General features: G+C 60.2%; 18 protein-coding genes and 1 pseudogene. 17 read left to right on the top strand and 2 right to left on the bottom strand.

Going from position 1 to position 25,040, the window contains the following annotated elements; translation table 11 throughout:
• Positions 1 to 17: 17 nt before the first annotated feature.
• The 9 genes from AGR13A_RS10300 (at position 18) to AGR13A_RS10260 (ending at position 11,140) form a co-directional block, all read left to right on the top strand.
• Positions 18 to 1,487, top strand: a complete 1,470-nt coding sequence (locus AGR13A_RS10300; protein ID WP_080835185.1) for a UDP-N-acetylmuramoyl-L-alanyl-D-glutamate--2,6-diaminopimelate ligase — start codon at positions 18 to 20, stop codon at positions 1,485 to 1,487.
• Entirely contained in the window at positions 1,484 to 2,917 is a 1,434-nt protein-coding gene (locus AGR13A_RS10295; protein ID WP_080835182.1) for a UDP-N-acetylmuramoylalanyl-D-glutamyl-2,6-diaminopimelate--D-alanyl-D-alanine ligase, read from the top strand. Before AGR13A_RS10300 ends, AGR13A_RS10295 begins: the two co-directional genes overlap by 4 nt.
• Positions 2,918 to 2,940: 23 nt before the next feature.
• Positions 2,941 to 4,041 carry a phospho-N-acetylmuramoyl-pentapeptide-transferase gene (mraY, locus tag AGR13A_RS10290; protein WP_003494882.1) on the top strand — a complete coding sequence of 367 codons (1,101 nt, stop codon included), beginning with the start codon at positions 2,941 to 2,943 and terminating at the stop codon, positions 4,039 to 4,041.
• A 3-nt stretch (positions 4,042 to 4,044) separates the two neighbouring features.
• Positions 4,045 to 5,475, top strand: a complete 1,431-nt coding sequence (murD, locus tag AGR13A_RS10285) for a UDP-N-acetylmuramoyl-L-alanine--D-glutamate ligase (protein ID WP_080835179.1) — start codon at positions 4,045 to 4,047, stop codon at positions 5,473 to 5,475.
• The gene (ftsW, locus tag AGR13A_RS10280; protein WP_080836743.1) at positions 5,459 to 6,613 is read left to right on the top strand and encodes a putative lipid II flippase FtsW; all 1,155 of its coding nucleotides are present in this window, start codon (positions 5,459 to 5,461) and stop codon (positions 6,611 to 6,613) included. Before murD ends, ftsW begins: the two co-directional genes overlap by 17 nt.
• Before the next feature lie 6 nt (positions 6,614 to 6,619).
• On the top strand, positions 6,620 to 7,756 hold the full coding sequence (gene murG, locus AGR13A_RS10275) for an undecaprenyldiphospho-muramoylpentapeptide beta-N-acetylglucosaminyltransferase (protein WP_035220466.1): 1,137 nt from the start codon (positions 6,620 to 6,622) through the stop codon (positions 7,754 to 7,756).
• A complete protein-coding gene (gene murC / locus AGR13A_RS10270; protein WP_003494890.1) occupies positions 7,753 to 9,168 on the top strand; it encodes a UDP-N-acetylmuramate--L-alanine ligase in 1,416 nt (471 codons plus the stop codon). The genes murG and murC overlap by 4 nt, the downstream gene beginning before the upstream one ends.
• The gene (gene murB, locus AGR13A_RS10265; RefSeq protein WP_080835176.1) at positions 9,165 to 10,130 is read left to right on the top strand and encodes a UDP-N-acetylmuramate dehydrogenase; all 966 of its coding nucleotides are present in this window, start codon (positions 9,165 to 9,167) and stop codon (positions 10,128 to 10,130) included. The genes murC and murB overlap by 4 nt, the downstream gene beginning before the upstream one ends.
• A gap of 200 nt (positions 10,131 to 10,330) precedes the next feature.
• Complete coding sequence (locus AGR13A_RS10260) at positions 10,331 to 11,140, top strand: GGDEF domain-containing protein (protein WP_080835173.1); 810 nt, start codon at positions 10,331 to 10,333, stop codon at positions 11,138 to 11,140.
• A 75-nt stretch (positions 11,141 to 11,215) separates the two neighbouring features.
• Here AGR13A_RS10260 and AGR13A_RS10255 read toward each other — a convergent pair whose 3' ends face one another.
• Positions 11,216 to 12,520: an MFS transporter gene (locus tag AGR13A_RS10255; protein ID WP_035220478.1), complete on the bottom strand. Its 1,305-nt coding sequence runs from the start codon at positions 12,518 to 12,520 to the stop codon at positions 11,216 to 11,218.
• 542 nt (positions 12,521 to 13,062) lie between these two features.
• Here AGR13A_RS10255 and AGR13A_RS10250 point away from each other — a divergent pair.
• The 7 genes from AGR13A_RS10250 (at position 13,063) to recN (ending at position 22,101) form a co-directional block, all read left to right on the top strand.
• Positions 13,063 to 13,989, top strand: a complete 927-nt coding sequence (locus AGR13A_RS10250; RefSeq protein WP_035242234.1) for a D-alanine--D-alanine ligase — start codon at positions 13,063 to 13,065, stop codon at positions 13,987 to 13,989.
• The gene (locus AGR13A_RS10245; protein WP_167377463.1) at positions 13,977 to 14,909 is read left to right on the top strand and encodes a cell division protein FtsQ/DivIB; all 933 of its coding nucleotides are present in this window, start codon (positions 13,977 to 13,979) and stop codon (positions 14,907 to 14,909) included. Before AGR13A_RS10250 ends, AGR13A_RS10245 begins: the two co-directional genes overlap by 13 nt.
• Positions 14,906 to 16,237, top strand: coding sequence for a cell division protein FtsA (gene ftsA / locus AGR13A_RS10240; protein ID WP_003513208.1), 1,332 nt, complete (start codon positions 14,906 to 14,908; stop codon positions 16,235 to 16,237). Before AGR13A_RS10245 ends, ftsA begins: the two co-directional genes overlap by 4 nt.
• Before the next feature lie 92 nt (positions 16,238 to 16,329).
• The gene (ftsZ, locus tag AGR13A_RS10235) at positions 16,330 to 18,081 is read left to right on the top strand and encodes a cell division protein FtsZ (RefSeq protein WP_080835167.1); all 1,752 of its coding nucleotides are present in this window, start codon (positions 16,330 to 16,332) and stop codon (positions 18,079 to 18,081) included.
• Positions 18,082 to 18,350: 269 nt separating this feature from the next.
• Complete coding sequence (gene lpxC, locus AGR13A_RS10230) at positions 18,351 to 19,310, top strand: UDP-3-O-acyl-N-acetylglucosamine deacetylase (protein ID WP_080835162.1); 960 nt, start codon at positions 18,351 to 18,353, stop codon at positions 19,308 to 19,310.
• Between the two features lie 235 nt (positions 19,311 to 19,545).
• Positions 19,546 to 20,412, top strand: a complete 867-nt coding sequence (locus AGR13A_RS10225; RefSeq protein WP_035220494.1) for an outer membrane protein assembly factor BamD — start codon at positions 19,546 to 19,548, stop codon at positions 20,410 to 20,412.
• A 15-nt stretch (positions 20,413 to 20,427) separates the two neighbouring features.
• The gene (gene recN, locus AGR13A_RS10220) at positions 20,428 to 22,101 is read left to right on the top strand and encodes a DNA repair protein RecN (protein WP_080835159.1); all 1,674 of its coding nucleotides are present in this window, start codon (positions 20,428 to 20,430) and stop codon (positions 22,099 to 22,101) included.
• Here the strand turns inward: recN and AGR13A_RS10215 are convergent.
• Entirely contained in the window at positions 22,098 to 22,712 is a 615-nt protein-coding gene (locus AGR13A_RS10215; protein WP_080835156.1) for a LysE family translocator, read from the bottom strand. The two genes, recN and AGR13A_RS10215, sit on opposite strands and share 4 nt — an antisense overlap.
• 132 nt (positions 22,713 to 22,844) lie before the next feature.
• Between AGR13A_RS10215 and ligA the strand changes: the two are divergent.
• Positions 22,845 to 25,018: pseudogene (gene ligA / locus AGR13A_RS10210) on the top strand (NAD-dependent DNA ligase LigA).
• Positions 25,019 to 25,040 lie beyond the last annotated feature (22 nt).

Here is a 25,040-nt window from a genome sequence, read left to right as displayed (position 1 = left end):
CAAGACGGACACAGTCGATGAATTTGCGAGATATATCCGGAAACGCGTTTCCGGAATTGAATGAATTGCTCCTGTCTGAGATCGGGGCGATCGAAATCGGGGGGATAACCGCAGACAGCCGCAGGGCGCAGCCCGGCAGCCTGTTCGTGGCGGTTGCTGGCACCAAGGCGGATGGCGCGGCCTATGTGAAGGATGCGGTTGCCAAGGGTGCGGTCGCCGTCGTTTCCGGGCATCCCGTGGATGCCGACGTGCCGGTGCTTTCGGTGACGGACCCGCGCCTTTATCTCTCCCTTGCCGCTTCCCGTTTTTACGGAAAACAGCCCGAGACCATGGTTGCCGTCACCGGCACGGCGGGAAAGACCTCCGTTGCCTCCTTCGTACGCCAAATCTGGGCTTTCGCGGGCCATGCCGCAGCACAGATCGGCACGACAGGTGTGATTGCACCTGGCCGCGAAGACTACGGCGCGCTCACCACGCCTGATCCGGTGACGCTGCATGCGCTTCTGGCCGAGCTTGCGGACGAAGGCGTGACCCATGCGGCCATGGAGGCGTCCAGCCACGGCCTCGATCAGCGCCGTCTCGACGGCGTGAAGCTTGCAGCGGCCGGTTTCACCAATCTCGGCCGCGACCACATGGATTATCACCCGACAATCGAGGACTATATGGCCGCGAAGATGCGGCTCTTCGATACGCTGATGGAAAAGGGCGCGCCCGCCATTATCTTTGCGGACGATCCGTGGTCGGAGAAAGCAATCCGCGCGGCGCGCGAAGCGGGTCTCGATGTCCGCACAGTTGGTCGCAAGGGCGATTATCTGGCCCTGAAGCGTGTTGAGCACTTCCGTCACAAGCAGATGATCGAAGTGCACCATGACGGCGAGATTTATGAAGTCGACATCCCCTTGGCGGGTGATTTTCAGGTTGCGAACGCTCTCGTCGCCGCCGGTCTTGCCATGTCCACCGGCGTTCCCGCGGCGACCGCGCTGAAGGCGCTCGAGAAGCTGATCGGCGCTGCCGGTCGTCTGGAACTCGTGGGACAGACGAAGAACGGCGCGCTTGCCTATGTGGATTATGCGCACAAGCCGGATGCGCTGGAAAACGTGCTGACCTCGGTCCGGCCCTTCACCTCGGGCCGCATCATTACCGTCTTCGGCTGCGGCGGCGACCGCGACAAGGGCAAACGCCCGATCATGGGCGAAGTGGCGACGAGGCTTTCAGACATCGTCATCGTCACCGACGACAATCCGCGTTCGGAAGATGCCGCAACGATCCGTTCCGAGGTCATGGCGGCGGCGCCGGGTGCAGTGGAAATCGGCGACAGGTCGCAGGCGATCCACCATGCGGTGTCGCTGCTTTCCAACGGCGATACGCTGATCGTCGCGGGCAAGGGGCATGAAGAGGGGCAGATCGTCGGTTCCGTGACGCTGCCGTTTTCCGATCATGAACAGGTGCGCGCTGCGCTGGCAGGGCTGGAAGGATTGAAGATTTGAGCTGGTTATGGACAGTCGCCGACATGATCGCCATCACGGCAGGACGCCCCGTTGGCAACCTGCCGACCGGAATCACCGGCATTTCCATCGACAGCCGGACCGTCAAGGCAGGCGAAGCCTTTTTTGCCATCAAGGGTGATCGGGTCGACGGCCATGATTACACCAGTTTTGCTGTTGCCAATGGGGCCGGTCTCCTGGTCGTTGCCGAAGCCAAGCTGCCGGCTCTCGGCCGGCTCACCGTGCCCATGATCGTGGTCGAGGACGTGCTTGCCGCACTCGGCAAACTTGCCATTGCGGCGCGCGAGAGAACTTCGGCACGCATCATCGCGGTGACTGGCTCCGTCGGCAAGACGACCACCAAGGAAATGCTGCGGCAGGCTCTGGAGCCGTCCGGCCGGGTTCATGCAGCGGTCGCATCCTTTAACAATCACTGGGGTGTGCCGCTGACGCTGGCGCGTATGCCGGCGGATACCGAGTTCGGCGTTTTCGAAATCGGCATGAACCACTCCGGCGAAATTCGCCCGCTGGTCAAGATGGTGCGTCCGCATGTGGCGATCATCACGACCATTGCTCCCGCCCATCTCGGCAATTTCAAGAATATTGAAGAGATCGCCGCGGCCAAGGCGGAAATATTCGAAGGGCTTGAGGAGGGCGGCTCCGTCATCCTCAACCGCGACAATGCCCAGTTCGAGCAGCTTGAAGAGGCCGCACAGGAACAGGGTATAGAGCACATCCTGACCTTCGGGCAGCACGCCAAGGCCGATTTCCGGCTCGCCGACTTTGAAAGTACGCCTGCGGGTTCGACCATCTGGGCGATCCTGAACGGCGAGACCAGCGAATTGCATCTCAATGTTCCCGGACGTCACATCGCCGACAACGCCATGGCCGTGCTCGGTGCCGTCGCCGTGACCGGCGCCAATCTCGACCGCGCTTTTGAAGCGCTCGGAACGCTCGAGGCGGTGAAAGGGCGCGGTCAGCGCCACCGTCTGACGATTGAAAGCGGTTCGTTCCTGCTGATCGATGAAAGCTATAACGCCAACCCCGCTTCCATGCGCGCGGCGATTGCCGTGCTGGCGGAAACGGAAACGCAGGGCCACGGCCGGCGCGTTGCCGTTCTTGGCGACATGCTTGAGATGGGCGAGTTTTCCGCGCAGCTGCATGAAGAGCTGGCCGGGCCGCTGCTTGCGGCCGGCATCGAGCATGTCTGGCTGGCCGGGGAGGCGATGGCGGCGCTGCGCGATGCGCTACCGGACAGCGTCACCGTCATCTGGTTCCCGACGACGGCGGAACTCACCGATTTTGCGCTGCAATGGGTGCAACCGGGAGACGCGCTGATGGTAAAATCGTCACTTGGCCTCGGTTTCGGCAAGATTGTCGCCGCCCTGCTTGACAAGTATCCGGCATTCCCCGAGACGGAACGCCAAGTCTGAAATAGCCTTTTGAAAGGGCAATTATGCTGATCTGGCTCGTCGAACTGTCGGATAAAGTTCAAGTCTTCAACCTCTTCCGCTACATCACCTTCCGGGCGGGTGCGGCGATGTTCACCTCTGCGTTGATCGTCTTCCTGTTTGGACCGGCGATCATCAACTCGTTGCGCGTGCGCCAGGGCAAGGGCCAGCCGATCCGCGCCGACGGGCCGCAGACCCATTTCAAGAAGGCCGGCACGCCGACCATGGGCGGGCTCATGATCCTTGCCGGCATTCTCGGGGGCTCGCTGCTGTGGGGTGACCTGTCGAACGTCTATGTCGTTGCCGTGCTGATGGTGACACTCGGTTTCGGAGCCATCGGTTTCTACGACGATTACCTGAAGGTAACGAAGCAGAGCGACAAGGGCTTTTCCGGCAAGGCGCGTCTTGGCATCGAATTCCTGATCGCGGCGATTGCAGTGTTCTTCATGATGAAGATGGCGCTTGCTTCCGCCCCGCATGGCGGCACGCTCGGCAGCTCCATCGCGTTTCCGTTCTTCAAGGAATTCGTGATCAATCTCGGTTATTTCTTTGTGCTCTTCGGTGCTTTTGTCATCGTTGGCGCGGGCAATGCCGTGAACCTGACGGATGGTCTCGATGGTCTCGCCATCGTGCCCGTTATGATCGCGGCTGCTACCTTCGGGGTGATCGCCTATCTTGCCGGTAACGCGGTTTTCGCCAATTACCTGCAGATCAATTTCGTGCCCGGCACGGGTGAACTCGCCGTCATTGTCGGCGCGGTCATCGGCGCGGGCCTCGGCTTCCTGTGGTTCAACGCGCCGCCTGCCGCCATCTTCATGGGCGATACGGGTTCGCTGGCGCTTGGCGGCCTCATCGGCTCCATCGCTGTCGCGACCAAGCACGAGATCGTCATGGTCATCGTCGGCGGTCTCTTCGTCATGGAAACGCTGTCGGTTATCATCCAGGTTTTCTGGTTCAAGCGAACCGGCAGGCGTGTGTTCCTTATGGCGCCGATCCACCACCATTTCGAGAAAAAGGGCTGGACGGAAAGCCAGGTGGTGATCCGTTTCTGGATCATCTCCGTTGGCCTCGCGCTGCTCGGCCTCGCCACCCTGAAGCTGAGGTGAGCGATGATCCCGGTCACGTCGTTCAGAGGTAAGAAGGTCGCGCTTTTCGGGCTTGGCGGTTCGGGTCTCGTCACCGCCCGCGCACTGGTCGCGGGTGGGGCGGAGGTCGTCGCCTTCGACGACAATCCCGATAGCGTCGCCAAGGCTGAAGCCGAAGGCATTACGACGGCGGACCTGCGGACGATAGACTGGCCCTCCTTTTCCTCCTTCGTGCTGGCGCCCGGCGTGCCCTTGACGCATCCGAAACCGCACTGGTCGGTGGACCTTGCCAAGGCAGCGGGTGTCGAGATCATCGGCGATATCGAGCTTTTCATCCGTGAGCGCCGCGCTCATGCGCCGGATTGCCCTTTCATCGCGATTACCGGCACCAACGGCAAGTCCACAACGACGGCGCTAATCGCGCATATTCTCAAGGCATCCGGCCGCGATACGCAGCTGGGCGGCAATATCGGTACGGCGGTGCTGAGCCTCGATCCGCCGAAGGCGCAACGTTTCTATGTTGTCGAGTGCTCGTCCTACCAGATCGATCTCGCGCCAACGATTAATCCGACCGCCGGAATTCTTCTCAATCTGACGCCCGATCATCTCGACCGGCATGGCACGATGCAGCACTATGCTGACGTCAAGGAGCGATTGGTGGCTGGCAGCGGCACGGCAATTGTCGGTGTGGATGACAGTCATTCGACACTGATCGCCGACCGTATCGAGCGTGCCGGGGTAAAGGTCGAGCGCATTTCCAAACGCAATGTCGTTTCCGAAGGTCTTTATGCTGAGGGCAGCCGCATCCTGCGGGCGCATGGTGGCACGTCCGCGCTGCTGGTCGATCTCGACGGCATCCAGACCCTTCGCGGCAGCCACAATGCGCAGAATGCGGCGGCGGCAATTGCCGCCTGCCTTGCGGTCGGTGTTACCGAAGACGAGATTCGGGCCGGTCTCAAATCCTTCCCGGGCCTCAAGCATCGCATGCAGCCTGTCGGACGCCGTGGCAACGTCACCTTCGTCAACGACAGCAAGGCTACCAATGCCGATGCTGCTGCACCGGCGCTTTCAAGCTTCGACCGCATCTACTGGATCGCCGGCGGCCTGCCAAAAGCGGGTGGCATCACCAGCCTCTCGCCGCTCTTCCCCCGCATCGCCAAGGCCTATCTGATCGGCGAAGCGGCAGCCGAATTTGCGGCGACGCTGGGCGAGGCAGTACCTTATGAAATATCCGGCACGCTGGACAAAGCGATCCAGCATGCGGCGGCGGATGCGGAAAAAGATGCGACGGCCGGCAATATCGTGATGTTATCCCCGGCTTGCGCAAGCTTCGATCAATATAAGAACTTTGAGATCAGAGGTGATTCGTTCGTCGCGCAGGTTGCGGCGCTCGATGGCATGACGATGCTGGTTGACTCTGGAAAAGGGGGTGAAGGCCATGGTAAGCCGAGTTGATCGCGGTCCGGTCGCGGAATGGTTCTGGACCATCGACCGTTTCTTTCTGGCGGCGTTCATCGCATTGATGGGCATCGGACTGATGCTGTCCTTTGCGGCGTCACCGGCGGTTGCCGAGCGTATCGGTCTCAACAGCTTCTTCTTCGTCGAGCGTCAGGCGATGTTCATGGTGCCGTCGCTGGCGATCATGGTCGGCCTGTCCTTCCTGTCGCCCCGGCAGGTGCGTCGTGTCGCGGTCTTCATGCTCATCGCTTCGCTGCTGATGATGATCTTCGCGCTATTCTTCGGCATCGAGGTCAAGGGTGCGAGACGCTGGATTTCCATCGGCACCTTTTCCATCCAGCCATCGGAATTCATGAAGCCGGCCTTCGTGATCGTCTGCGCCTGGCTTTTCGCCGAGCGGGCACGTCATCCGGAAATTCCGGGCAACCTCTTTGCCATCATCACCTTCGGCATTGTGGCTGCATTGCTGATCGCCCAGCCCGACTTCGGCCAGACCATCCTGACCTCCGTGGTCTGGGGCGGCATGTTCTTCATGGCGGGCGTGCCGTGGTTCTGGATCATCATGCTTGGCGGTCTTGGCGTCGGCGGCATCATCTCCGCCTATTTGCTGCTGCCGCACGTTGCCGGTCGTATCGACCGTTTCTGGACGGGCGAAGGCGATACGTTCCAGGTGGATACGGCGCGTGAGGCGATTATTCGCGGCGACTGGTTCGGTCGGGGACCGGGCGAGGGTATCGTCAAGCGGATCATTCCCGACAGCCATACCGACTTCATCTTCTCGGTGGCGGCGGAAGAATTCGGCATCGTTTTCTGCATGTTCCTGGTGGCGATCTTCGCCTTCATCGTGCTGCGCGGCCTCTCGCACGCCTTCAAGGAAAAGGACGACTTCTGCCGCTTCGCCGTGGCCGGCCTCGTTTTGCAGATCGGCATGCAGTCGATGATCAATATCGGCGTCAATCTGGAACTGATGCCCGCCAAGGGCATGACGCTGCCGCTGATTTCCTATGGCGGTTCGTCGATGATGGCGATCTGCGTGACCGCCGGCTTCCTTCTGGCGCTGACACGCCACAGACCCGAAAAGCGGGCGCAGGAGCGGAGTTTCTTCCGCGTCGGTTCCGGCGTTCCCGCGGAGTAAAGTATCATGAGCAAGGGTATTGTTCTTCTTGCCGCCGGGGGAACCGGCGGCCATGTCTTTCCAGCCGAGGCCCTGGCGCATACGCTGAAAGAACGCGGTTATCAGGTGCATCTCGTCACCGACAGCCGCGCCGAGCGTTATGCCGGCAAGTTTCCGGCGGATGAAATTCATGTGGTGCCGTCTGCCACCATCGGTTCGAAGAACCCGATTTCCGTGGCGCGTTCGCTGTGGAAACTATGGACAGGGCTGCGTTCAGCGCGCCGGCTGGTCACGAAGCTGAAGCCGGTCGCGGTCGTCGGCTTCGGTGGTTATCCCACCGTGCCGCCGCTTCTGGCATCGACCGGGCTTGGCGTGCCGTCGATCATTCACGAGCAGAATGCGGTGATGGGCCGCGCCAACAAGGCGCTGGCCGGCCGGGTGAAAGCAATCGCCGGCGGTTTCCTGCCGCCCGCCAACGGCCAATATTCCGACAAGACGGTGGCCACCGGCAATCCCGTTCGCCCGGCGGTGCTGGCTGCGTCGGAGATACCCTATACGCCCTCGCAGACGGATGAACCGTTTCAGCTCGTCGTTTTCGGCGGCAGCCAGGGCGCGCAATTCTTTTCCAGCGCCGTGCCGGCAGCGATCTGCCTGTTGAAGAACGAGCAACGCAAGCGCATCGTCGTCACCCAGCAGGCTCGCCCCGAAGACAAGGACAGCGTGATCGCCTCCTATCAGAAGCTCGGCGTGAAAGCGGATGTTTCGCCCTTCTTCGGCGATATGGCCTCACGTATTGGCGAGGCCGATCTGGTCATCAGCCGTTCGGGTGCTTCGACGGTGTCGGAACTGTCGGTCATCGGCCGTCCGTCGATCCTCGTGCCCTATCCGCATGCGCTGGATCACGATCAGGCCGCCAATGCGGCAGCGCTTTCGGCGGCGGGCGGGGCAAGCGTCATCAAGCAGGCGGAACTATCGCCGCAGAAGCTTTCCAGCCTTTTGTCGTCGGCGCTTTCCGAGCCTGACCGTTTGAGCGCGACGGCGGCAGCGGCAAAGGCGACCGGCAAACCGCATGCGGCGGATGTGCTGGCCGATCTGGTCGAGGCTATTGCTTCCGGCCAGTCCGTACAGGAATTCAAGAAGAAGAATGAAGGAGTTGGGGCATGAAGATGCCGAAAGCCATAGGCCTTGTCCATTTCATCGGCATAGGCGGGATCGGCATGAGCGGCATTGCCGAAGTGCTTCACAATCTCGGCCATCGCGTTCAGGGGTCGGATCAGGCCGATAGCGCCAATGTGCAGCGCCTGCGCGACAAGGGTATCGAGGTTTTTGTCGGCCATACGGCGGATAATATCGGTGATGCCGAGGTCGTGGTGGTTTCCACCGCCATCAAGAAAAGCAATCCGGAACTCATCGCCGCGCGGGAAAAACACCTGCCGATCGTTCGCCGTGCCGAAATGCTGGCCGAGCTGATGCGTTTCCGCAATGCCATCGCCATCGGCGGCACCCACGGCAAGACCACGACCACCTCCATGGTCGCGACGCTGCTGGAAGCCGGCAATCTCGACCCGACCGTCATCAATGGCGGCATCATCAATGCCTACGGCACCAACGCCCGCATGGGCGAGGGCGAGTGGATGGTGGTGGAGGCCGACGAATCCGACGGCACGTTCCTGAAGCTGCCGGCCGATGTGGCTGTCATCACCAATATCGATCCCGAGCATCTGGATCACTACGGCAATTTCGATGCCGTGCGCGCCGCGTTCCGCCAGTTTGTCGAGAATGTTCCTTTCTACGGTTTTGGCGTCATGTGCCTCGACCATCCGGAAGTGCAGGCACTGGTCGGCCGGATCGAGGACCGCAAGGTCATCACCTATGGCGAGAACCCGCAGGCCGACGTGCGTTTTTCGAATGTGCGCATTGACGGCACGCGGTCGATCTTCGACGTGGAAATCCGTCGCCGCCGCACCGGCAAGATATTCTCCTTCAAGGACCTCGTCCTGCCGATGCCCGGCCGCCACAATGTGTCGAATGCGACGGCCGCGATTGCGGTCGCCAATCGTCTCGGCATTTCGGAAGCCGACATCAAGAAGGGGCTTGCCTCCTTTGCCGGCGTCAAGCGCCGCTTCACGCTGACGGGCGAAGCCAACGGCGTACAGGTCTTCGATGACTACGGTCACCATCCGGTCGAGATCAAGGCTGTACTGGCGGCGGCGCGCGAAGCCTGCAAGGGCCGCATCATCGCCGTGCACCAGCCGCACCGCTACAGCCGGCTTTCGAGCCTGTTTGACGATTTCGCGCATTGTTTTAACGATGCCGACACGATTATCCTTGCTCCCGTCTATGCCGCGGGCGAAGATCCGATCGAAGGCGCGAGCTCGGAAGCGCTGGTTTCGGCCATCAAGGCCGCCGGCCACCGCGACGCTCGTTTTCTCGAAAAACGGGAAGATCTCGCCTCAGTGGTTGCAGGCATTGCGAATCCGGGTGATTTCGTGGTTCTCTTGGGGGCTGGGAATATCACGCAATGGGCAGCAGCGCTGCCTTCGGAATTGAAGAGCATATCAGGAAAGTCTGAATGAGACAGGTCGATGGGGTTAAATTGCTGGGGAGGCTCGGCGACGGGGTAAATGAATTGCGGGGACGTCTGACACCGGATGCGCCCATGGACCGCGTGACGTGGTTCAGAGCCGGTGGTCTTGCGGAGGTGATGTTCCAGCCGCACGATGCCGACGATCTGATTGCCTTCCTGAAAATTCTGCCGGAAGACGTGCCGTTGACCGTGGTCGGCGTCGGTTCGAACCTTCTCGTGCGCGATGGTGGTATTCCTGGCGTCGTCGTCCGTCTGTCGGCCAAGGGCTTCGGCCAGGTAGAGCTTGCCGGTGAAAACCGCATCAAGGCGGGCGCGATCTGCCCGGACAAGCATATTGCGGCCATGGCCATGGATAATGGCATCGGCGGTTTCCATTTCTATTACGGCATTCCCGGCTCCATCGGCGGTGCGCTGCGCATGAATGCGGGCGCCAATGGCGGTGAAACGCGTGAGCGTGTCGTGGAGGTCTATGCGGTCGACCGTCAGGGCAACCAGCATGTGCTTTCCAATGCCGATATGGGTTACAGCTATCGCCACTCCGGCGCGGATGCGGGCCTGATCTTCACCGGCGCGCTGTTTGAGGGCTATCCCGAAGACAAGGCGAAAATCCGTGCCGATATGGATGCCGTGCGTCATCACCGGGAAACCGTGCAGCCTATCCGCGAGCAGACGGGCGGTTCCACCTTCAAGAATCCCGAAGGTCATTCCGCCTGGGAACTGATCGATGAGGCGGGTGGTCGCGGTCTGGTCATCGGCGGGGCGCAGATGTCGTCGCTGCACTGCAATTTCATGATCAATACCGGCCATGCGACCGGTTATGACCTGGAATATCTGGGTGAGACCATTCGCAAGCGCGTGTTCGAGAAGTCGGGCATCCGGCTGGAATGGGAAATCAAGCGGCTGGGGCTGTTCATGCCGGGCCGCGAGGTGGAACCGTTTCTAGGGGCATAAACCCGACGAACGCCTTTACCGCAAGAAAATTCTGCCGTTGAATCGGCCGTTTCGTGTATCGTAACGGTCGATCAACGGTTTTTCCTATATTGTTTCCGGGAAATACGTGAGCGGACGATATAACGTCTCGCTCTTTCAGCAATAAATGTTTTTTTTATTTGGAAATACCAACGACATTACGCGACTGGGCACTTTTGAACATGATGTTGGGTCTTTGGAAAAAAGCGATCGAAATGATAAGTTTTTCGGTCGCCACGCCGGAGGGCCGTCGCCGGCTTGAGCCGCTGGAATTCTCCATTCGTATCGCATGCCTCGTGACGCTCGTCGTTATCCTGATGTGCACGGGTGGTCTGGTGCTTCTGGCGCAGTTCGGGCTGGTGACCGATCTCTTCAACGGGATCATGCTGAGCACGACGCTCGGCGGGGCCGTTGCGTTTACGGTGACGTTGCTGGTCTGCTGGCTAAATGCCAGGGAGGTGCAAATTCTCGTGCAATCCCACGAGCGCTTCCTGCATCTGAGCCATACGGATGCCCTGACTGGCCTGAGCAACCGGCTCGGCCTTTATGCTGCATGCGCCGAACTCGGCAGTGACTATTGCGTCGCCTTTCTCGATATCGATCATTTCAAGTTGGTGAATGACAGATACAGCCATCTCGTCGGCGATCTCGTCATCTCGAGCGTCGCCCGCAGGATAATGGAGCATTTCGATCCTTCTGCCCATGTCGCCCGTCTGGGTGGTGAGGAATTTGTCGTCGTGCAGGAAACTAGCCCACTTGCCTTTCTGCAGATGTGCGAGAAGGTTCGTGCGGTTATCGAGACCACGCCGGTGGAGCATCAGGATCAGCGGATCACGGTGACGATTTCGATTGGTGTAGCCTTTCGCTGTGACGCCGACATTTTCGACAAGGTCATGCATAATGCCGATCTGGCGCTCTATCGGGCGAAAGGGGGAGGGCGCAATCGCGTCTGTGTGACGGGTCATGTGGAGCGGCGCCAGGCCGTGGCGTAAGCGTCGAAGCAGGCAAACAAAAGCCCGCGAAACGAAGGTTTCGCGGGCTTTTCAACGTCTTGCAATCCGTTCGGATCAGACTTCGTCCTTGCGGGACAGAAGAATGCAGGCCAGCGTGATGAGGGCGGATACGCAGAGATAATAACCGACATATCCCATGCCGTAATTCACCTGCAGCCATGTGGCGATGTAAGGCGCCAGCGATGCGCCGAAGATGCCGGCCATGTTAAAGGTGATGGACGAGCCGGTGTAACGCACGCGGGTCGGGAAGGGCGCGGCGAGCGCCGTTCCGATCAGGCCGTAGGTCATGCCCATCAGCATCATGGCCAGAGCCGCGAAAACGAAGATCGAACCTTCGCCGCCGGTCATCAGGCTTGGCAGCAGGAAGGAGAACAGGCCGATCAGCACCGTCGTCAGGATCAGGATTTCACGACGGCCGAATTTCTCGGCAAGCTTGCCGGCGATCGGAATGAAGATACCGAAGACGATGGAGCCGAGTATCTGCACTTCCAGCGCGTCGAGGAACGGGATTTTCAGGACCTTGACGTTGTAGGAGAGCAGATAAGCGGTGCCGATATAGAAAAGCACGAAGGTGGCCAGCGCCACGAAGGTGCCGAGCACGAGGCTGCGCTTGTGGTTGCGGAACAGTTCCGCGACCGGCACGGCCACACGTTCTTCCTTTTCGATCGCTTTCTGGAAATCGGGTGTTTCGGTGATGGACAGGCGAACCCACATGCCGACAGCGATCAGGATGATCGAAGCGACGAAGGGAATGCGCCAGCCCCAGCTCAAAAGTGATTCCTGCGACATGAAGTGCAGCAGGATCCAGAAGACGCCGGAGGAAAGGAACAGGCCGACGGGCGCGCCGAGCTGCGGGAACATGCCGTACCAGCTGCGCTTGCCGGGAGGGGCATTTTCCGTGGCGAGCAGAACGGCACCACCCCATTCGCCGCCAAGGCCGAAGCCCTGACCGAAACGGCAAAGTGCGAGGAACAGCGGCGCCAGAACGCCTGCCGTCTCATAGGTCGGCAGAAGGCCGATCACGACTGTCGATACGCCCATCGTCAGAAGGGCCGCGACAAGCGTGGTCTTGCGGCCGACACGGTCACCATAATGACCGAAAACGACGGCGCCGAGAGGGCGGGCGAAAAAGGCGATGGAGAAAGTGGCGAAGGATGCCAGAAGCGCCGTCATCGGATCGTTGTTCGGGAAGAACAATGCCGGGAACACGAGCACTGCGGCCGTGGCGTAAACGTAAAAATCGAAAAACTCGATGGTCGTGCCGACCAGGCTGGCAGTGAGAACTCGTGCAGGCGAATTTGTCTTTACAACGTTCGAATTGCCAGCTGTCGACGATACCTGAGATACCGCGTCAGTCATGGTTTGGGTTCCATTTCAGATGATTGGAATGTCATGCCTTGGGAGGCAAGGACTGCGTTAACGCAATTTTTGTTCCTATGGAATGCTAAAAAAGAAATAATGCAAATAATGTGATCTTTGAATGCGACGGGCCTGGTGTCGGGCATTCGGCATGCGCTCGGCTGATGAGAGACTGATTCAGGTCGCGGATTTAAAACGCTGAAACGCCAGATAATTTTCGCTGGGGAAAAGCGCCTCTCGTTAACGTTTCAGACTTGTCTTCTGCGGAGCAAGGTGGAGGCCGCGCGGCGATTTTATTTCCGATCATTGAAAAGCTGCATGTTGCAATCCGTGCAACTCTCTGATTCCAAGGAGGGAATCCGGATCGATGCTGATTCTTTAACGGAACTCGGCATGTTGGGCGCGGCGGTTAACGAAAGTAAACGATTCATTAACCTTAATGGCGTTTAACTGATCTCAAGGATCATGTGCCAGAATCACCGTTCGTCAATTTCGGCGGTTCGGGCGTGGTTCGTAACGGAGAGTTGGTGTCAGAGGTATCGATGAGCGGCAAGCACGTAGCTGTTCTTATGGGTGGGTTTTCGTCGGAGCGGCCGGTCAGCCTGTCGTCGGGGAACGCTTGCGCGCTCGCCCTGGAGGGTGAGGGGTACAAGGTTACCCGCGTCGATGTGGGCCGCGATGTCGCCGCCGTACTTGACGAATTGCGCCCTGATGTTGCCTTCAATGCTCTGCATGGCCCTTTCGGCGAAGATGGCACCATTCAGGGCATTCTCGAATATCTTGCCATTCCCTATACCCATTCCGGCGTGCTCGCTTCGGCGCTCGCCATGGACAAGGCGCAGGCCAAGAAAGTGGCCGCGGCTGCCGGTGTTCCGGTTGCCGTCGAGCGCGTCATGAACCGCTTCGATTTCACCAGCGAGCATCCGCTTTCGCCTCCCTATGTGGTGAAGCCGGTGCGCGAAGGTTCCAGCTTCGGTGTTGTCATCGTCAAGGAAGACCAGTCGCATCCGCCGCAAATCCTCACCTCGTCCGAATGGCGTTATGGCGATCAGGTAATGGTGGAGCGCTATATTCACGGCCGCGAGCTGACCTGCGGTGTACTTGATGGCGAGGCGCTGGGTGTCACGGAGGTGGTGCCGCTCGGTCACAATTTCTATGATTATGACGCAAAATACGCTGCCGGTGGCTCAAAGCATGTCATTCCGGCGGAAATTTCACCGAAAATTTACCAAAAAATTCAAACACTGGCGGTTATGGCACATCAGGCGATCGGGTGCCGTGGCGTAAGCCGTTCAGACTTTCGTTACGACGACCGCTTCTCAGAAGATGGCGAAGTTATCTGGCTTGAAGTGAATACGCAGCCGGGCATGACGCCGACCTCCCTGGTGCCGGAAATGGCGGCCCATGCTGGCCGCTCCTTTGGTAACCTTGTCAGCTGGATGGTGGAGGACGCTTCGTGTTTGCGGTGATCGGCAAAAAGTCGACGGCAAAAAAGCGCGAGCAATATGCGGTGGCGGCCAATGCCGACGATCGCAGGGTGCTGCCGCGTCCGATGCGTCGCGTCGTGCGCTTCTGCGTCAGCCTCGCGACCGGGCGCATCCACATTCCCGCCCATACCGGCACGATTGCGGCCGTCGCCTTTTACGCGGTGACCGGGCTTTACGGCATGTCGCTCGGCGGCCACACGACTATCGTCACCCAGACCACGACATCGGCAGCTGGCTTCGCAGTCGAGGACGTCAAGGTTTCGGGCAATTTGCAGACCTCGGAAATCGAAGTCTTCCAGCTTCTCGGCCTCGATGGCAGCACCTCGCTGATCGCGCTCGATATCGATGCGGCGCGCCGCAAGCTGGTGCAGCTTCCCTGGGTGGAGGATGTCGATATCCGCAAGGTGTACCCCAAGACCGTGGAAGTCCGGCTGAAGGAGCGTGAGGCCTTCGGTATCTGGCAGCATGGCTCGGAACTGTCGCTGATTGAAAAAAGCGGCAGCGTGATTGCGCCGCTGCGCGACAATAAATTTGCCACCCTGCCGCTCTTCGTCGGACGTGACGCGGAAACCGGGGCTGCCGGCTTCGTCGAGCAGTTGGCCGACTGGCCGGAAATCCGCAACCGTGTCCGCGCCTATGTGCGTATCGCCGGTCGTCGCTGGGATCTGCATCTCGATAATGGCATCGTCGTCAAGCTGCCGGAAGAAAACCTGCCGCAGGCGCTGCAATTGCTGGCGCGGCTCGACCTCGAGGAAAAGGTTCTGTCTCGTGATGTCGCCGCCGTCGATCTGCGGCTTGCGGACCGCACCACGATCCAGTTGACCGAAGGCGCGACGGCACGTCGCCAGACCGCCGTGGACGCACGCACGAAGGCACTCAAGAAAGCGGAGAAGAACACATGAGCTTTTTTGGTTCTTCCCATTTCGGCCTGCCGCGTCTGAAGCCGCTTTCCTCCAAGCGCAGCCATATCGTCTCGGTGCTGGACATCGGCTCGACCAAGGTCGTGTGCATGATCGGCCGGCTGACGCCGCGTCAGGAAAGTGAAATCCTTCCGGGTCGTACCCATAAGGTCGAAATCATCGGTATTGGTCATCAGCGCTCGCGCGGTGTGAAATCCGGCGTGATTGCCGATCTCGATGCGCTGGAAGGCGTGATCCGTCTGTCTGTCGATGCGGCCGAGCGCATGGCGGGGCTTACCGTCGACAGCCTGATCGTCAATGTTTCGGCAGGACGGCTGGCGAGCGATATCTATACCGCGAGCATTGATCTTGGCGGGCAGGAAGTGGAAGCAAGCGATCTGCGCAAGGTTCTGGTGGCGGCAAGCCAGCAGTCGATGCGTCAGGACCGGGCGATCCTGCATTCGCTGCCGACAGGCTATTCGCTGGATGGCGAGCGCGGCATTCGCGATCCGCTCTCCATGTATGGCGACCTTCTTGGCGTCGACATGCATGTCGTGACTGTAGAGCGCACGGCGCTGAAGAACCTCGAGCTTTGCGTCAACCGCGCGCATCTTTCGGTCGAGGGCATGGTGGCGACGCCTTATGCCAGCGGTCTTGCGGCGCTGGTGGACGATGAAGTCGAACTCGGCTGTGCGGCCATCGACATGGGCGGCGGCACCACGACGATCTCGGTTTTCGCCGAAGGTCGGCTCATTCACACCGACGCAATCGGCCTTGGCGGCCATCATGTGACGACAGATCTTGCACGTGGCCTCTCGACACGAATCGAAGATGCGGAGAGACTGAAGGTGGTGCATGGTTCGGCTTTGCTGAATGGCGCGGATGAGCGCGACATGATTTCGATCCCGCCGATTGGCGAAGATGATCGCGATCAACCATCGCAAGTTTCAAGAGCACTTGTAACCCGCATCGTGCGGGCGCGTATCGAAGAGACGCTGGAATTGATCCGTGATCGTATCCAGAAGTCCGGCTTCAGCCCCATCGTCGGCAAACGTGTCGTCCTGACCGGCGGCGCAAGCCAGCTGACGGGGCTGCCGGAAACGGCACGGCGCATTCTCGCCCGCAACGTTCGCATCGGCCGCCCCATGGGTGTGGCTGGTCTTCCGGTAGCGGCGAAGGGACCGGCATTTTCAACCGCCTGCGGACTGATGATCTATCCGCAGGTGGCGGACATCGAAATTCATGCGGCGCAAGGCGGAATGTTCTCGCCGTTTGGTACGGGTAGCGGCCGGATAGCCCGGGTGGGGCAATGGCTGAAAGAGAGTTTTTGAGTGGCCTCGTGGCGTAAGCCGGGGGTTTCAGAGTTGAGTTTTCAAGAATCGGCCAGCGGGGCGATGCGGCCAGAGAAAGAAGGAATGCTAAAATGACGATACAGCTGCAAAAGCCTGATATCACCGAGCTGAAGCCACGCATCACCGTTTTCGGCGTTGGCGGTGGCGGCGGCAACGCTGTCAACAACATGATCACGGCCGGCCTCCAGGGCGTCGACTTCGTTGTCGCCAACACGGATGCGCAGGCGCTGACCATGACGAAGGCAGATCGGGTCATCCAGCTCGGCGTCAACGTCACCGAGGGTCTCGGCGCCGGTTCCCAGCCGGAAGTCGGCCGCGCCGCCGCTGAAGAATGCATCGATGAGATCATCGATCACCTGAACGGCACCCATATGTGCTTCGTCACCGCCGGCATGGGCGGCGGCACCGGCACGGGCGCTGCCCCGGTCGTTGCACAGGCCGCCCGCAACAAGGGTATCCTCACGGTCGGCGTCGTTACCAAGCCTTTCCACTTCGAAGGCGGCCGCCGCATGCGTCTTGCCGAACAGGGCATCGAGGAACTGCAGAAGTCCGTCGATACGCTGATCGTCATTCCGAACCAGAACCTCTTCCGCATTGCCAATGACAAGACGACCTTTGCCGACGCCTTCGCCATGGCCGACCAGGTTCTCTATTCCGGCGTTGCCTGCATTACCGATCTGATGGTGAAGGAAGGTCTCATCAACCTCGACTTCGCCGACGTTCGCTCGGTCATGCGTGAAATGGGCCGTGCAATGATGGGCACCGGCGAAGCTTCCGGTCCGGGCCGTGCGATGCAGGCTGCGGAAGCGGCAATCGCCAACCCGCTGCTCGACGAAACCTCGATGAAGGGCGCACAGGGCCTGCTGATCTCCATCACCGGTGGTCGCGACCTTACCCTGTTCGAAGTCGACGAGGCTGCAACCCGTATCCGCGAAGAAGTCGATCCGGATGCGAACATCATCCTCGGCGCAACCTTCGACGAAGCCCTGGAAGGTCTCATCCGCGTCTCCGTCGTGGCCACCGGCATCGACCGCGTTGCCGGTATCGGCGAACAGAATGTTGCCGATATGCGCGCCGCAGCTGCCGCCAAGCCGCTTATCCGTCCTTCCGCGGCCGTTGCTCCCGCTCCGGCCGCAGTTCAGCCTGCCCAGTCAGTATCGCAGGCACCCAAGACCGTAGACCAGATCGCCCAGACCATCCGTTCGGCGGAAGCCGAAATGGAACGCGAACTCGGTTTCGCCGCGCACCAGCAGCCTGCCCAGGATTTCCGTCCGCAGAGCAAGCTGTTTGCATCGTCCCCGGCTGAAGCACCGGCTCTCCGTCCGGCCCAGCCGGTTCAGCAGGCCGCTCCGGCACCGGTCGCTCCGGCGCCCGTCTACCATGCTCCGGAACAGGTTGCTGCTCCGGCACCGCGCATGCAGCAGCCGCAGGCTCCTGTCTACCAAGAACCCGCACCGGTTGCCCGCCAGCCCGAGCCGGTACGCATGCCGAAGGTCGAAGACTTCCCGCCGGTCGTGAAGGCCGAGATGGAACATCGCACCCACGCCGCTCCTGCTGCTCAGGAAGAGCGTGGCCCGATGGGTCTTCTGAAGCGCATCACCAACTCACTTGGCCGTCGCGAAGAAGAAGAAGTTCCGTCCGACATGATGGATGCGCCGAGCATGGCTCCGCAGCGCCGCGCGCCGCTTTCGCCGGAAGCCAGCCTCTACGCACCGCGTCGTGGCCAGCTTGACGACCACGGCCGTGCAACGCCTTCTTCGGCCAGCCACCACGACGACGACCAGCTGGAAATCCCGGCCTTCCTGCGTCGCCAATCCAACTAAAGGCGATTCCATCCGCCTCTTCAAACGCCCGGGTTTCACGACCCGGGCGTTTTGTTTATTTTGCGTGATTAACACTAAATTAATTCGCTTTTTCAATAGTTTACGCGTGTAACAATCCGAAACGAACAGTGATTTGTCGTGGCACCTACATGTGCGTATGTATGAGGCTGGGTAAAGGGAAATACGACTATGCCGGTTGCCAAAACCGGCTTGAAAACTTGAACGGCGCTGGCCCAGGCGGCGCGGTTTGCAAAACAAGGCATATACGCATGACTATCGGACTGCTCGGATTTCAGACAACTATCGCAAATGCTGTTCAGCTTAAGGGCATTGGCGTGCATTCCGGCAATCCGGTTTCGATGACGTTCCAGCCTGCAGAAGCCGGAACGGGCATCGTGTTCCACCGCCTTCATGAGAATGGCAGTGTAACCGAGTTGAAGGCGGTTTCGGCCAATGTCGGGAATACCGATCTGTGCACCGTGCTCGGCCGTTCGCTATCCCAGTCAGTGGCGACGATCGAGCACGTCATGGCCGCCATCTACGCCATGGGTCTCGACAACCTCATCGTCGAGGTCGACGGTCCGGAAGCGCCGATCATGGATGGCAGCTCCGCGCCTTTCATTGAAGCGATCGAATCCGTTGGCATCAAGAACCTCGGTGCGAAGCGCCGCTATATTCGCGTTACCAAGCCGGTGCGCATCGATTCGGGTGCCTCCTGGGCGGAGTTCCGCCCTTATGACGGCACGCGCTTCGAGGTCGATATCGATTTCGACACGCCGCTGATTGGCAAGCAGTCCTGGAAGGGCGATCTGACGGCTGACAGCTTCAAGAACGAACTTTCCCGTGCCCGTACCTTCGGTTTCATGCGCGACGTGGAGCGCCTGTGGGCTGCCGGTTATGCGCTTGGCTCCTCGCTTGAGAATTCGGTCGTCATCTCCGACGACAACAGCGTCATCAACATGGAAGGCCTGCGCTACGCCAAGGACGAGTTCGTCCGCCACAAGACGCTGGACGCCGTGGGCGACCTGGCGCTTGCCGGCGCGCAGTTCATCGGTTGCTATCGCTCCTATCGCGGCGGCCACAAGGTCAATGCGAATGCGCTGAAGGCTCTCCTGAGCGACCGCTCGGCCTATGAGATCGTCGAGGCTCCGGCCGCCCGAAACCAGATGGTGCGCGCTCGCGAATTCGTTGCGGTCAACATGCCCGAATTTGCACCCTGGTCGGCTTGAGTTTGTTCGCAGGCTATTGATTGACAGGAAAAGCCGCTCCTTTCGGGGCGGCTTTTTCGTCGTGAGGGGCGATATGTTTCTTCATATCGCCTGATATTCATGCGATTGCGCGGGCGGATGCCATAAAAATGCGTTAATGCGTCATCATTGCGTTGCCCTGCGGATGCTTTTATGGCTAGAAACGCCAGTGCAAAGCCGATGCTTATGTATTTGCGCGGGAAGTGGGAACTGTCGAATGAAGCATGTAGGGTCTGGTGCGATGAAGGGTACGATACGGGGGATCGCCGTTTCGTTGTTGTTGGTCGGTGCCAGTGCGGCATTGACTGCCTGCCAGTCCGATCCGGATATCGACATCACCAAGCTTGGCTTCGAGTCGGATCCGCCTGACGTTCTGTACAAGCAGGGGCTTGCCAACATGAACGCCGGCAACATGACGGAAGCCTCGCGCAAGTTCGAGGCGATCGACAAGCAGTATCCCTTCACCGAATGGGGCCAGAAGGCTCTGGTCATGCAGACCTTCATTGCCACGCGCACCAACAAGAACGATGTGGCCATCACCAACGGCAGCCGGTTCCTGCGCCAATATCCGCGCTCCAAGGATGCCGCTTACGTTCAGTACATGATCGGCCTTGCCTATTCCAAGCAGATTTCCGACGTGACGCAGGACCAGCGCGCCGCGCAGCGCACCGTCGAGGCGATGAACAAGGTCGTCAACGACTATCCCGATTCGGAATATGTCGCCGATGCGCAGGCCAAGATCCGTTTCGCCCGCGACCAGCTCGCCGGCCGTGAAATGCAGGTCGGTCGTTATTACCTTGAGCGCAAGGAGTATCTCGCCGCCGTTTCGCGTTTCCGCATCGTCGTCGAGCAGTACCAGAACACCAACCAGATCGAGGAAGCGCTCGCGCGTCTGACGGAAGCCTATTATGCGATGGGTCTGGCGGATGAGGCGCAGACTGCGGCGGCCGTTCTCGGCAACAACTATCCCGACAGCCAATGGTATGCGGATTCCTACAAGCTGCTTAAGGGTCAGGGGCTGGAACCGCGGGAAAACAAGGGGTCCTGGATTTCGCGCGCCGGCAAGAAGCTTATCGGCGCCTGAGACGGGGCATAGGCCATGCTGGTCCAGCTCTCGATTCGCGATATCGTCCTGATTGAAAGGCTCGACCTCGGTTTTGAGGCGGGCCTTTCCGTGTTGACGGGTGAGACCGGCGCGGGCAAATCCATCCTTCTCGATAGTCTGTCGCTCGCCCTCGGTGGTCGCGGCGATGGTGGTCTGGTGCGCCATGGGGAAGAAAAGGGGCAGGTGACTGCCACTTTCGAAGTCCCGAACAGTCACCCGACGCGGCTTCTCCTGCGCGAGAACGGCCTCGATGACGATGGCGACCTGATTTTCCGCCGGGTGCAATCCTCTGATGGACGTACCAAAGCCTATATCAACGATCAGGCCATCAGTGTGCAGATGATGCGCCAGCTCGGGCAATTGCTGGTCGAAATTCACGGCCAGCATGATGATCGCGCGCTTGTCGATACCGATGCCCACCGCACGCTGCTGGATGCCTTTGCCGGGCTGAGCGATGAAGCCCGCAGTGTCCAGGGCCTCTACCGCACCTGGAAGGATGCCGAGCGCGCCCTGAAGACCCACCGCGCCAAGGTGGAGGCAGCGGCGCGCGAGGCGGATTACCTTCGCTCCTCCGTCGAGGAACTGGAAGGGCTTTCGCCACGTGACGGCGAAGAGGAGGAGCTTGCCGAGCGCCGGGCGGTGATGCAGAAATCCGAACGCATTGCCGGTGATATTGCCGAGGCCAGCGAATTCCTGAACGGCAATGCGTCGCCTGTGCCTGTCATCGCCTCGATGATGCGGCGTCTGGAGCGCAAGAGCCACGAAGCGCCGGGATTGCTGGAAGACACCGTGCAATTGCTGGATGCCGCGCTGGACAGCCTTTCCAATGCGCAGATGGAAGTGGAGGCGGCGCTGCGCCGCACCGAGTTCGATCCGCGTGAGCTGGAGCGGGTGGAGGAGCGGCTGTTCGCGCTGCGTGCCGCCGGACGTAAATATAATGTCGCCGTGCCTGATCTGCCGGCCCTTGCCGAAAAAATGGTGGCCGATCTTGCCGATCTCGATGCCGGCGAGGAAAAGCTCGGCAAGCTCGAGGCTAATCTCGGTGTGGTGAAGGCCGATTTCGACCGTGCCGCGCAATCGCTTTCCGACAAACGCCGCCATGCGGCGGATGCGCTTTCCAATGCGGTGATGGCAGAATTGCCGGCGCTGAAGCTGGAACGGGCGCGGTTCACCGTCGAGGTGACTTCCGATCCCGAGCAGGCGACGGCCGAGGGCATCGATACGGTGGAATTCCACGTTCAGACCAATCCGGGTACACGGCCGGGGCCGATCATGAAAGTGGCCTCGGGTGGCGAATTGTCCCGCTTCCTGCTGGCGCTGAAAGTGGCGCTGGCGGATCGCGGTTCTGCACCGACGCTGGTGTTCGACGAAATCGATACGGGCGTCGGCGGGGCTGTGGCGGATGCCATTGGCCAGCGGCTGCGCCGCCTGTCCAAGACCGTTCAGGTGCTATCCGTCACCCATGCGCCGCAGGTGGCGGCTCGGGCGGCAACCCATCTTTTAATTTCCAAGGGCCCCTCGGGCGACGGCAGCGAACGCATCGCCACACGTGTGGCGACGATGGAGCCGAAACACCGCACCGAAGAAATCGCCCGCATGCTTGCCGGCGCGTCGGTGACCGATGAGGCGAGGGCCGCGGCGGCTCGCCTGCTTGCCGCCAAGGATTAACGGCTGACGGCCACCGCGACGCCGGAGCCGATCATGATCCCGCCGGCCGCCCGGTTCACCCTACGGATGATTTTCGGCTCCCGCAGCAGTTTTCTCGCCCGTACGGCGAGAAGAACGTGACCACCAATAACAATCGCCTCCACCGCGATGATGACCGTTGCCAGGGCAGCAAGGTGATCGATCGTCAGCGAAGCGCCGACAATGTTCGGCAGCAGCGCGACGTAAAAGAGCGGCATTTTCGGATTGCCGAGGTTGAGCGCGGTTCCAGTCGCGAATAGCGAGATGAGGCTACGCCCGGCACTCACCGGCTGCAGATCGGGAACGATAGGTTCCGCCGTCCAGAGCCTGATGCCCATCCACACCAGATAGGCCGCGCCGCCATAGCGCAGTATCGTCATCAGGGTTCCCATTTCGGTGGCGAGGATGGACAGGCCAAAGGCTGCAAGCGTGAGGAAGATCAAAATTCCGGCCACGGTTCCCGCACCATAGGCGAGGCCGGAGGCGGCGCCATGGGTGATCGTGCGGGCAACGATCGTCATATTGTCCGGTCCGGGGCTGGCTGCGAACACAAAAAAGGCTGCCGCAAAGGCAATGAGGGTCATGACGTCCATTGGAAGGCTCCGGCATCTGTTTCATCCGGATGTTCAGAATAACGGATTCCTGCCTGTTGAAAAGCGAGGATGGTTTTGCGTTTGGCAATAATTCGCTAAAAGCATTGCAGATTCATCCGTGAGGCTTCTTCCATGTCGAAAGACCAGATTCCCGTCGAAAACCTGACCGAGCTTGAAGCCTCTTCCGAGCTTGCATTTCTGGCGGCCGAGCTTGCGCGCCACGATGCGCTTTACCATGGCAAGGATGCACCGGAGATTTCGGATGCGGAATATGACGCCCTGAAGCGGCGTAATGATGCCATCGAAGCCGCTTTCCCGGCGTTGGTGCGGGCCGACAGCCCGTCGAAAAAGTTGGCTTCACACCACTTCCGACCTTTGCGCCCATCGTGCATGCCCGGCCGATGCTATCGCTCGACAATACATTTTCGGAAGAGGACCTGCGCGACTTCGTCAGTTCCGTCTATCGTTTTCTTGGGCATCTGCCTGACGATTCCATTGCCTTTACCGCCGAGCCGAAGATCGACGGTCTTTCCATGTCCATCCGCTACGAGAACGGCAAGCTGAAGACGGCGGCGACACGCGGCGACGGCACGACCGGCGAGAATGTCACCGCCAATATAAAGACCATCAAGGAAATTCCGAACGAGCTGCCCGCCGATGCGCCCGATGTGGTGGAAGTGCGGGGCGAGGTCTATATGGCCAAGAGCGATTTTCTGGCGCTCAACGCCCAGATGGAGGCGGACGGCAAGCAGACCTATGTGAACCCGCGCAACACGGCATCCGGTTCGCTGCGCCAGCTCGACGCCAATGTGACGGCAAAACGCAAGCTGAGGTTTTTTGCCTATGCGCTGGGTGAGGTCTCGAATGGCGGCCAGCCGGCACGGATTGCGGATACGCAATATGGCATCGTGGAGAAATTCCGGGACTGGGGCTTTCCGGTCAACCCGCTGATGAAGCGATTCACCTCTGCCGAGCAATTGCTTGAACATTATAATGAAATCGGCGTCGCCCGACCCGATCTCGATTATGACATAGACGGCGTGGTTTATAAGGTCGACCGGCTCGATCTTCAGGAGCGGCTTGGTTTCCGCTCGCGCAGCCCGCGCTGGGCCACTGCGCACAAGTTTCCGGCTGAGCAGGCCTTTACCACGGTTGAAAATATCGAAATCCAGGTGGGACGCACCGGCGCTTTGACGCCGGTGGCGCGTCTGACGCCGATCACCGTCGGCGGTGTCGTCGTTACCAATGCGACGCTGCATAATGCCGATTATATCGAAGGCATCGGCAATAGCGGCGAGCGCATCCGCCCGGAAGATCACGATATTCGTATCGGCGACACCGTCATCGTGCAGCGCGCCGGTGACGTCATTCCGCAGGTGCTGGACGTGCTGCTGGAAAAGCGCCCGACTGACGCGGTGAAATATGCCTTCCCGGAAAAATGTCCGGTCTGCGGCAGCCATGCGGTGCGCGAGCGCAATGAAAAGACGGGCAAGCTTGATTCGGTCACACGCTGCACCGGCGGTTTCGTCTGCCGGGCGCAGGCGGTCGAGCATCTGAAACATTTCGTCTCGCGCAATGCCTTCGACATCGAAGGGCTTGGCACCAAGCAGATCGATTTCTTCTTTGAAAGCGACGATCCCGCTTTGTCGATCAAGACCGCGCCGGACATTTTCACACTGAAGGCGCGGCAGGAGGCGTCTCATCTCACCAAGCTCGAAAATATCGACGGTTTCGGCAAGGTCAGCGTCAAGAAGCTGTTCGACGCCATCGACGCCCGCCGCGAGATCGATCTGCACCGGCTGATCTTCGCGCTCGGCATCCGTCACGTCGGCGAGACGACGGCGAAGCTTCTGGCACGGTCCTATGGCACCTACGACCATTTCGAAGAGGCCATGAAGGCGGCGGCGGATCCGGCAAGCGACGCCTGGGCGGAACTCAACAGCATCGACGGCATCGGCGAGGTGGTGGCCCGCGCCATCATCGAGTTTTACAAGGAGCCGCGCAATCTCGATGTCATCGATCGGCTGATACGGGAGCTGCAGCCGAAGGAGGCGGAGAAGCCTTCTACCGAAGGCAGCCCGGTGGCGGGCAAGACGGTGGTGTTTACCGGCTCGCTGGAAAAATTCACGCGGGAGGAGGCGAAAGCACGGGCCGAAAGCCTCGGCGCAAAAGTGGCCGGTTCCGTCTCGAAAAAGACGGATATTCTGGTGGCAGGGCCCGGGGCGGGCTCCAAGCTTGCCAAGGCGGCGGAGCTTGGCGTGCAGACCATGGACGAGGATGAGTGGCTGGCGCTGATCGGCAGCTGAGGCGCCGTCATCGCCGTTTTGT

The sequence above is a fragment of the Agrobacterium genomosp. 13 str. CFBP 6927 genome (assembly GCA_900012615.1).
Lineage (GTDB): Bacteria > Pseudomonadota > Alphaproteobacteria > Rhizobiales > Rhizobiaceae > Agrobacterium.
The sequence above is the reverse complement of the archived record's forward strand: the minus strand, read 5'-3'. Positions and strand labels throughout refer to the sequence as shown.

Coding starts and splice junctions, on each gene's coding strand:
- AGR13A_RS10300 (WP_080835185.1), top strand. CDS start 18: ATGAATTTGCGAGATATATCCGGAAACGCGTTTCCGGAATTGAATGAA.
- mraY (WP_003494882.1), top strand. CDS start 2,941: ATGCTGATCTGGCTCGTCGAACTGTCGGATAAAGTTCAAGTCTTCAAC.
- murD (WP_080835179.1), top strand. CDS start 4,045: ATGATCCCGGTCACGTCGTTCAGAGGTAAGAAGGTCGCGCTTTTCGGG.
- ftsW (WP_080836743.1), top strand. CDS start 5,459: ATGGTAAGCCGAGTTGATCGCGGTCCGGTCGCGGAATGGTTCTGGACC.
- murG (WP_035220466.1), top strand. CDS start 6,620: ATGAGCAAGGGTATTGTTCTTCTTGCCGCCGGGGGAACCGGCGGCCAT.
- murC (WP_003494890.1), top strand. CDS start 7,753: ATGAAGATGCCGAAAGCCATAGGCCTTGTCCATTTCATCGGCATAGGC.
- murB (WP_080835176.1), top strand. CDS start 9,165: ATGAGACAGGTCGATGGGGTTAAATTGCTGGGGAGGCTCGGCGACGGG.
- AGR13A_RS10260 (WP_080835173.1), top strand. CDS start 10,331: ATGATGTTGGGTCTTTGGAAAAAAGCGATCGAAATGATAAGTTTTTCG.
- AGR13A_RS10255 (WP_035220478.1), bottom strand. CDS start 12,520: ATGACTGACGCGGTATCTCAGGTATCGTCGACAGCTGGCAATTCGAAC.
- AGR13A_RS10250 (WP_035242234.1), top strand. CDS start 13,063: ATGAGCGGCAAGCACGTAGCTGTTCTTATGGGTGGGTTTTCGTCGGAG.
- ftsA (WP_003513208.1), top strand. CDS start 14,906: ATGAGCTTTTTTGGTTCTTCCCATTTCGGCCTGCCGCGTCTGAAGCCG.
- ftsZ (WP_080835167.1), top strand. CDS start 16,330: ATGACGATACAGCTGCAAAAGCCTGATATCACCGAGCTGAAGCCACGC.
- lpxC (WP_080835162.1), top strand. CDS start 18,351: ATGACTATCGGACTGCTCGGATTTCAGACAACTATCGCAAATGCTGTT.
- AGR13A_RS10225 (WP_035220494.1), top strand. CDS start 19,546: ATGAAGCATGTAGGGTCTGGTGCGATGAAGGGTACGATACGGGGGATC.
- recN (WP_080835159.1), top strand. CDS start 20,428: ATGCTGGTCCAGCTCTCGATTCGCGATATCGTCCTGATTGAAAGGCTC.
- AGR13A_RS10215 (WP_080835156.1), bottom strand. CDS start 22,712: ATGGACGTCATGACCCTCATTGCCTTTGCGGCAGCCTTTTTTGTGTTC.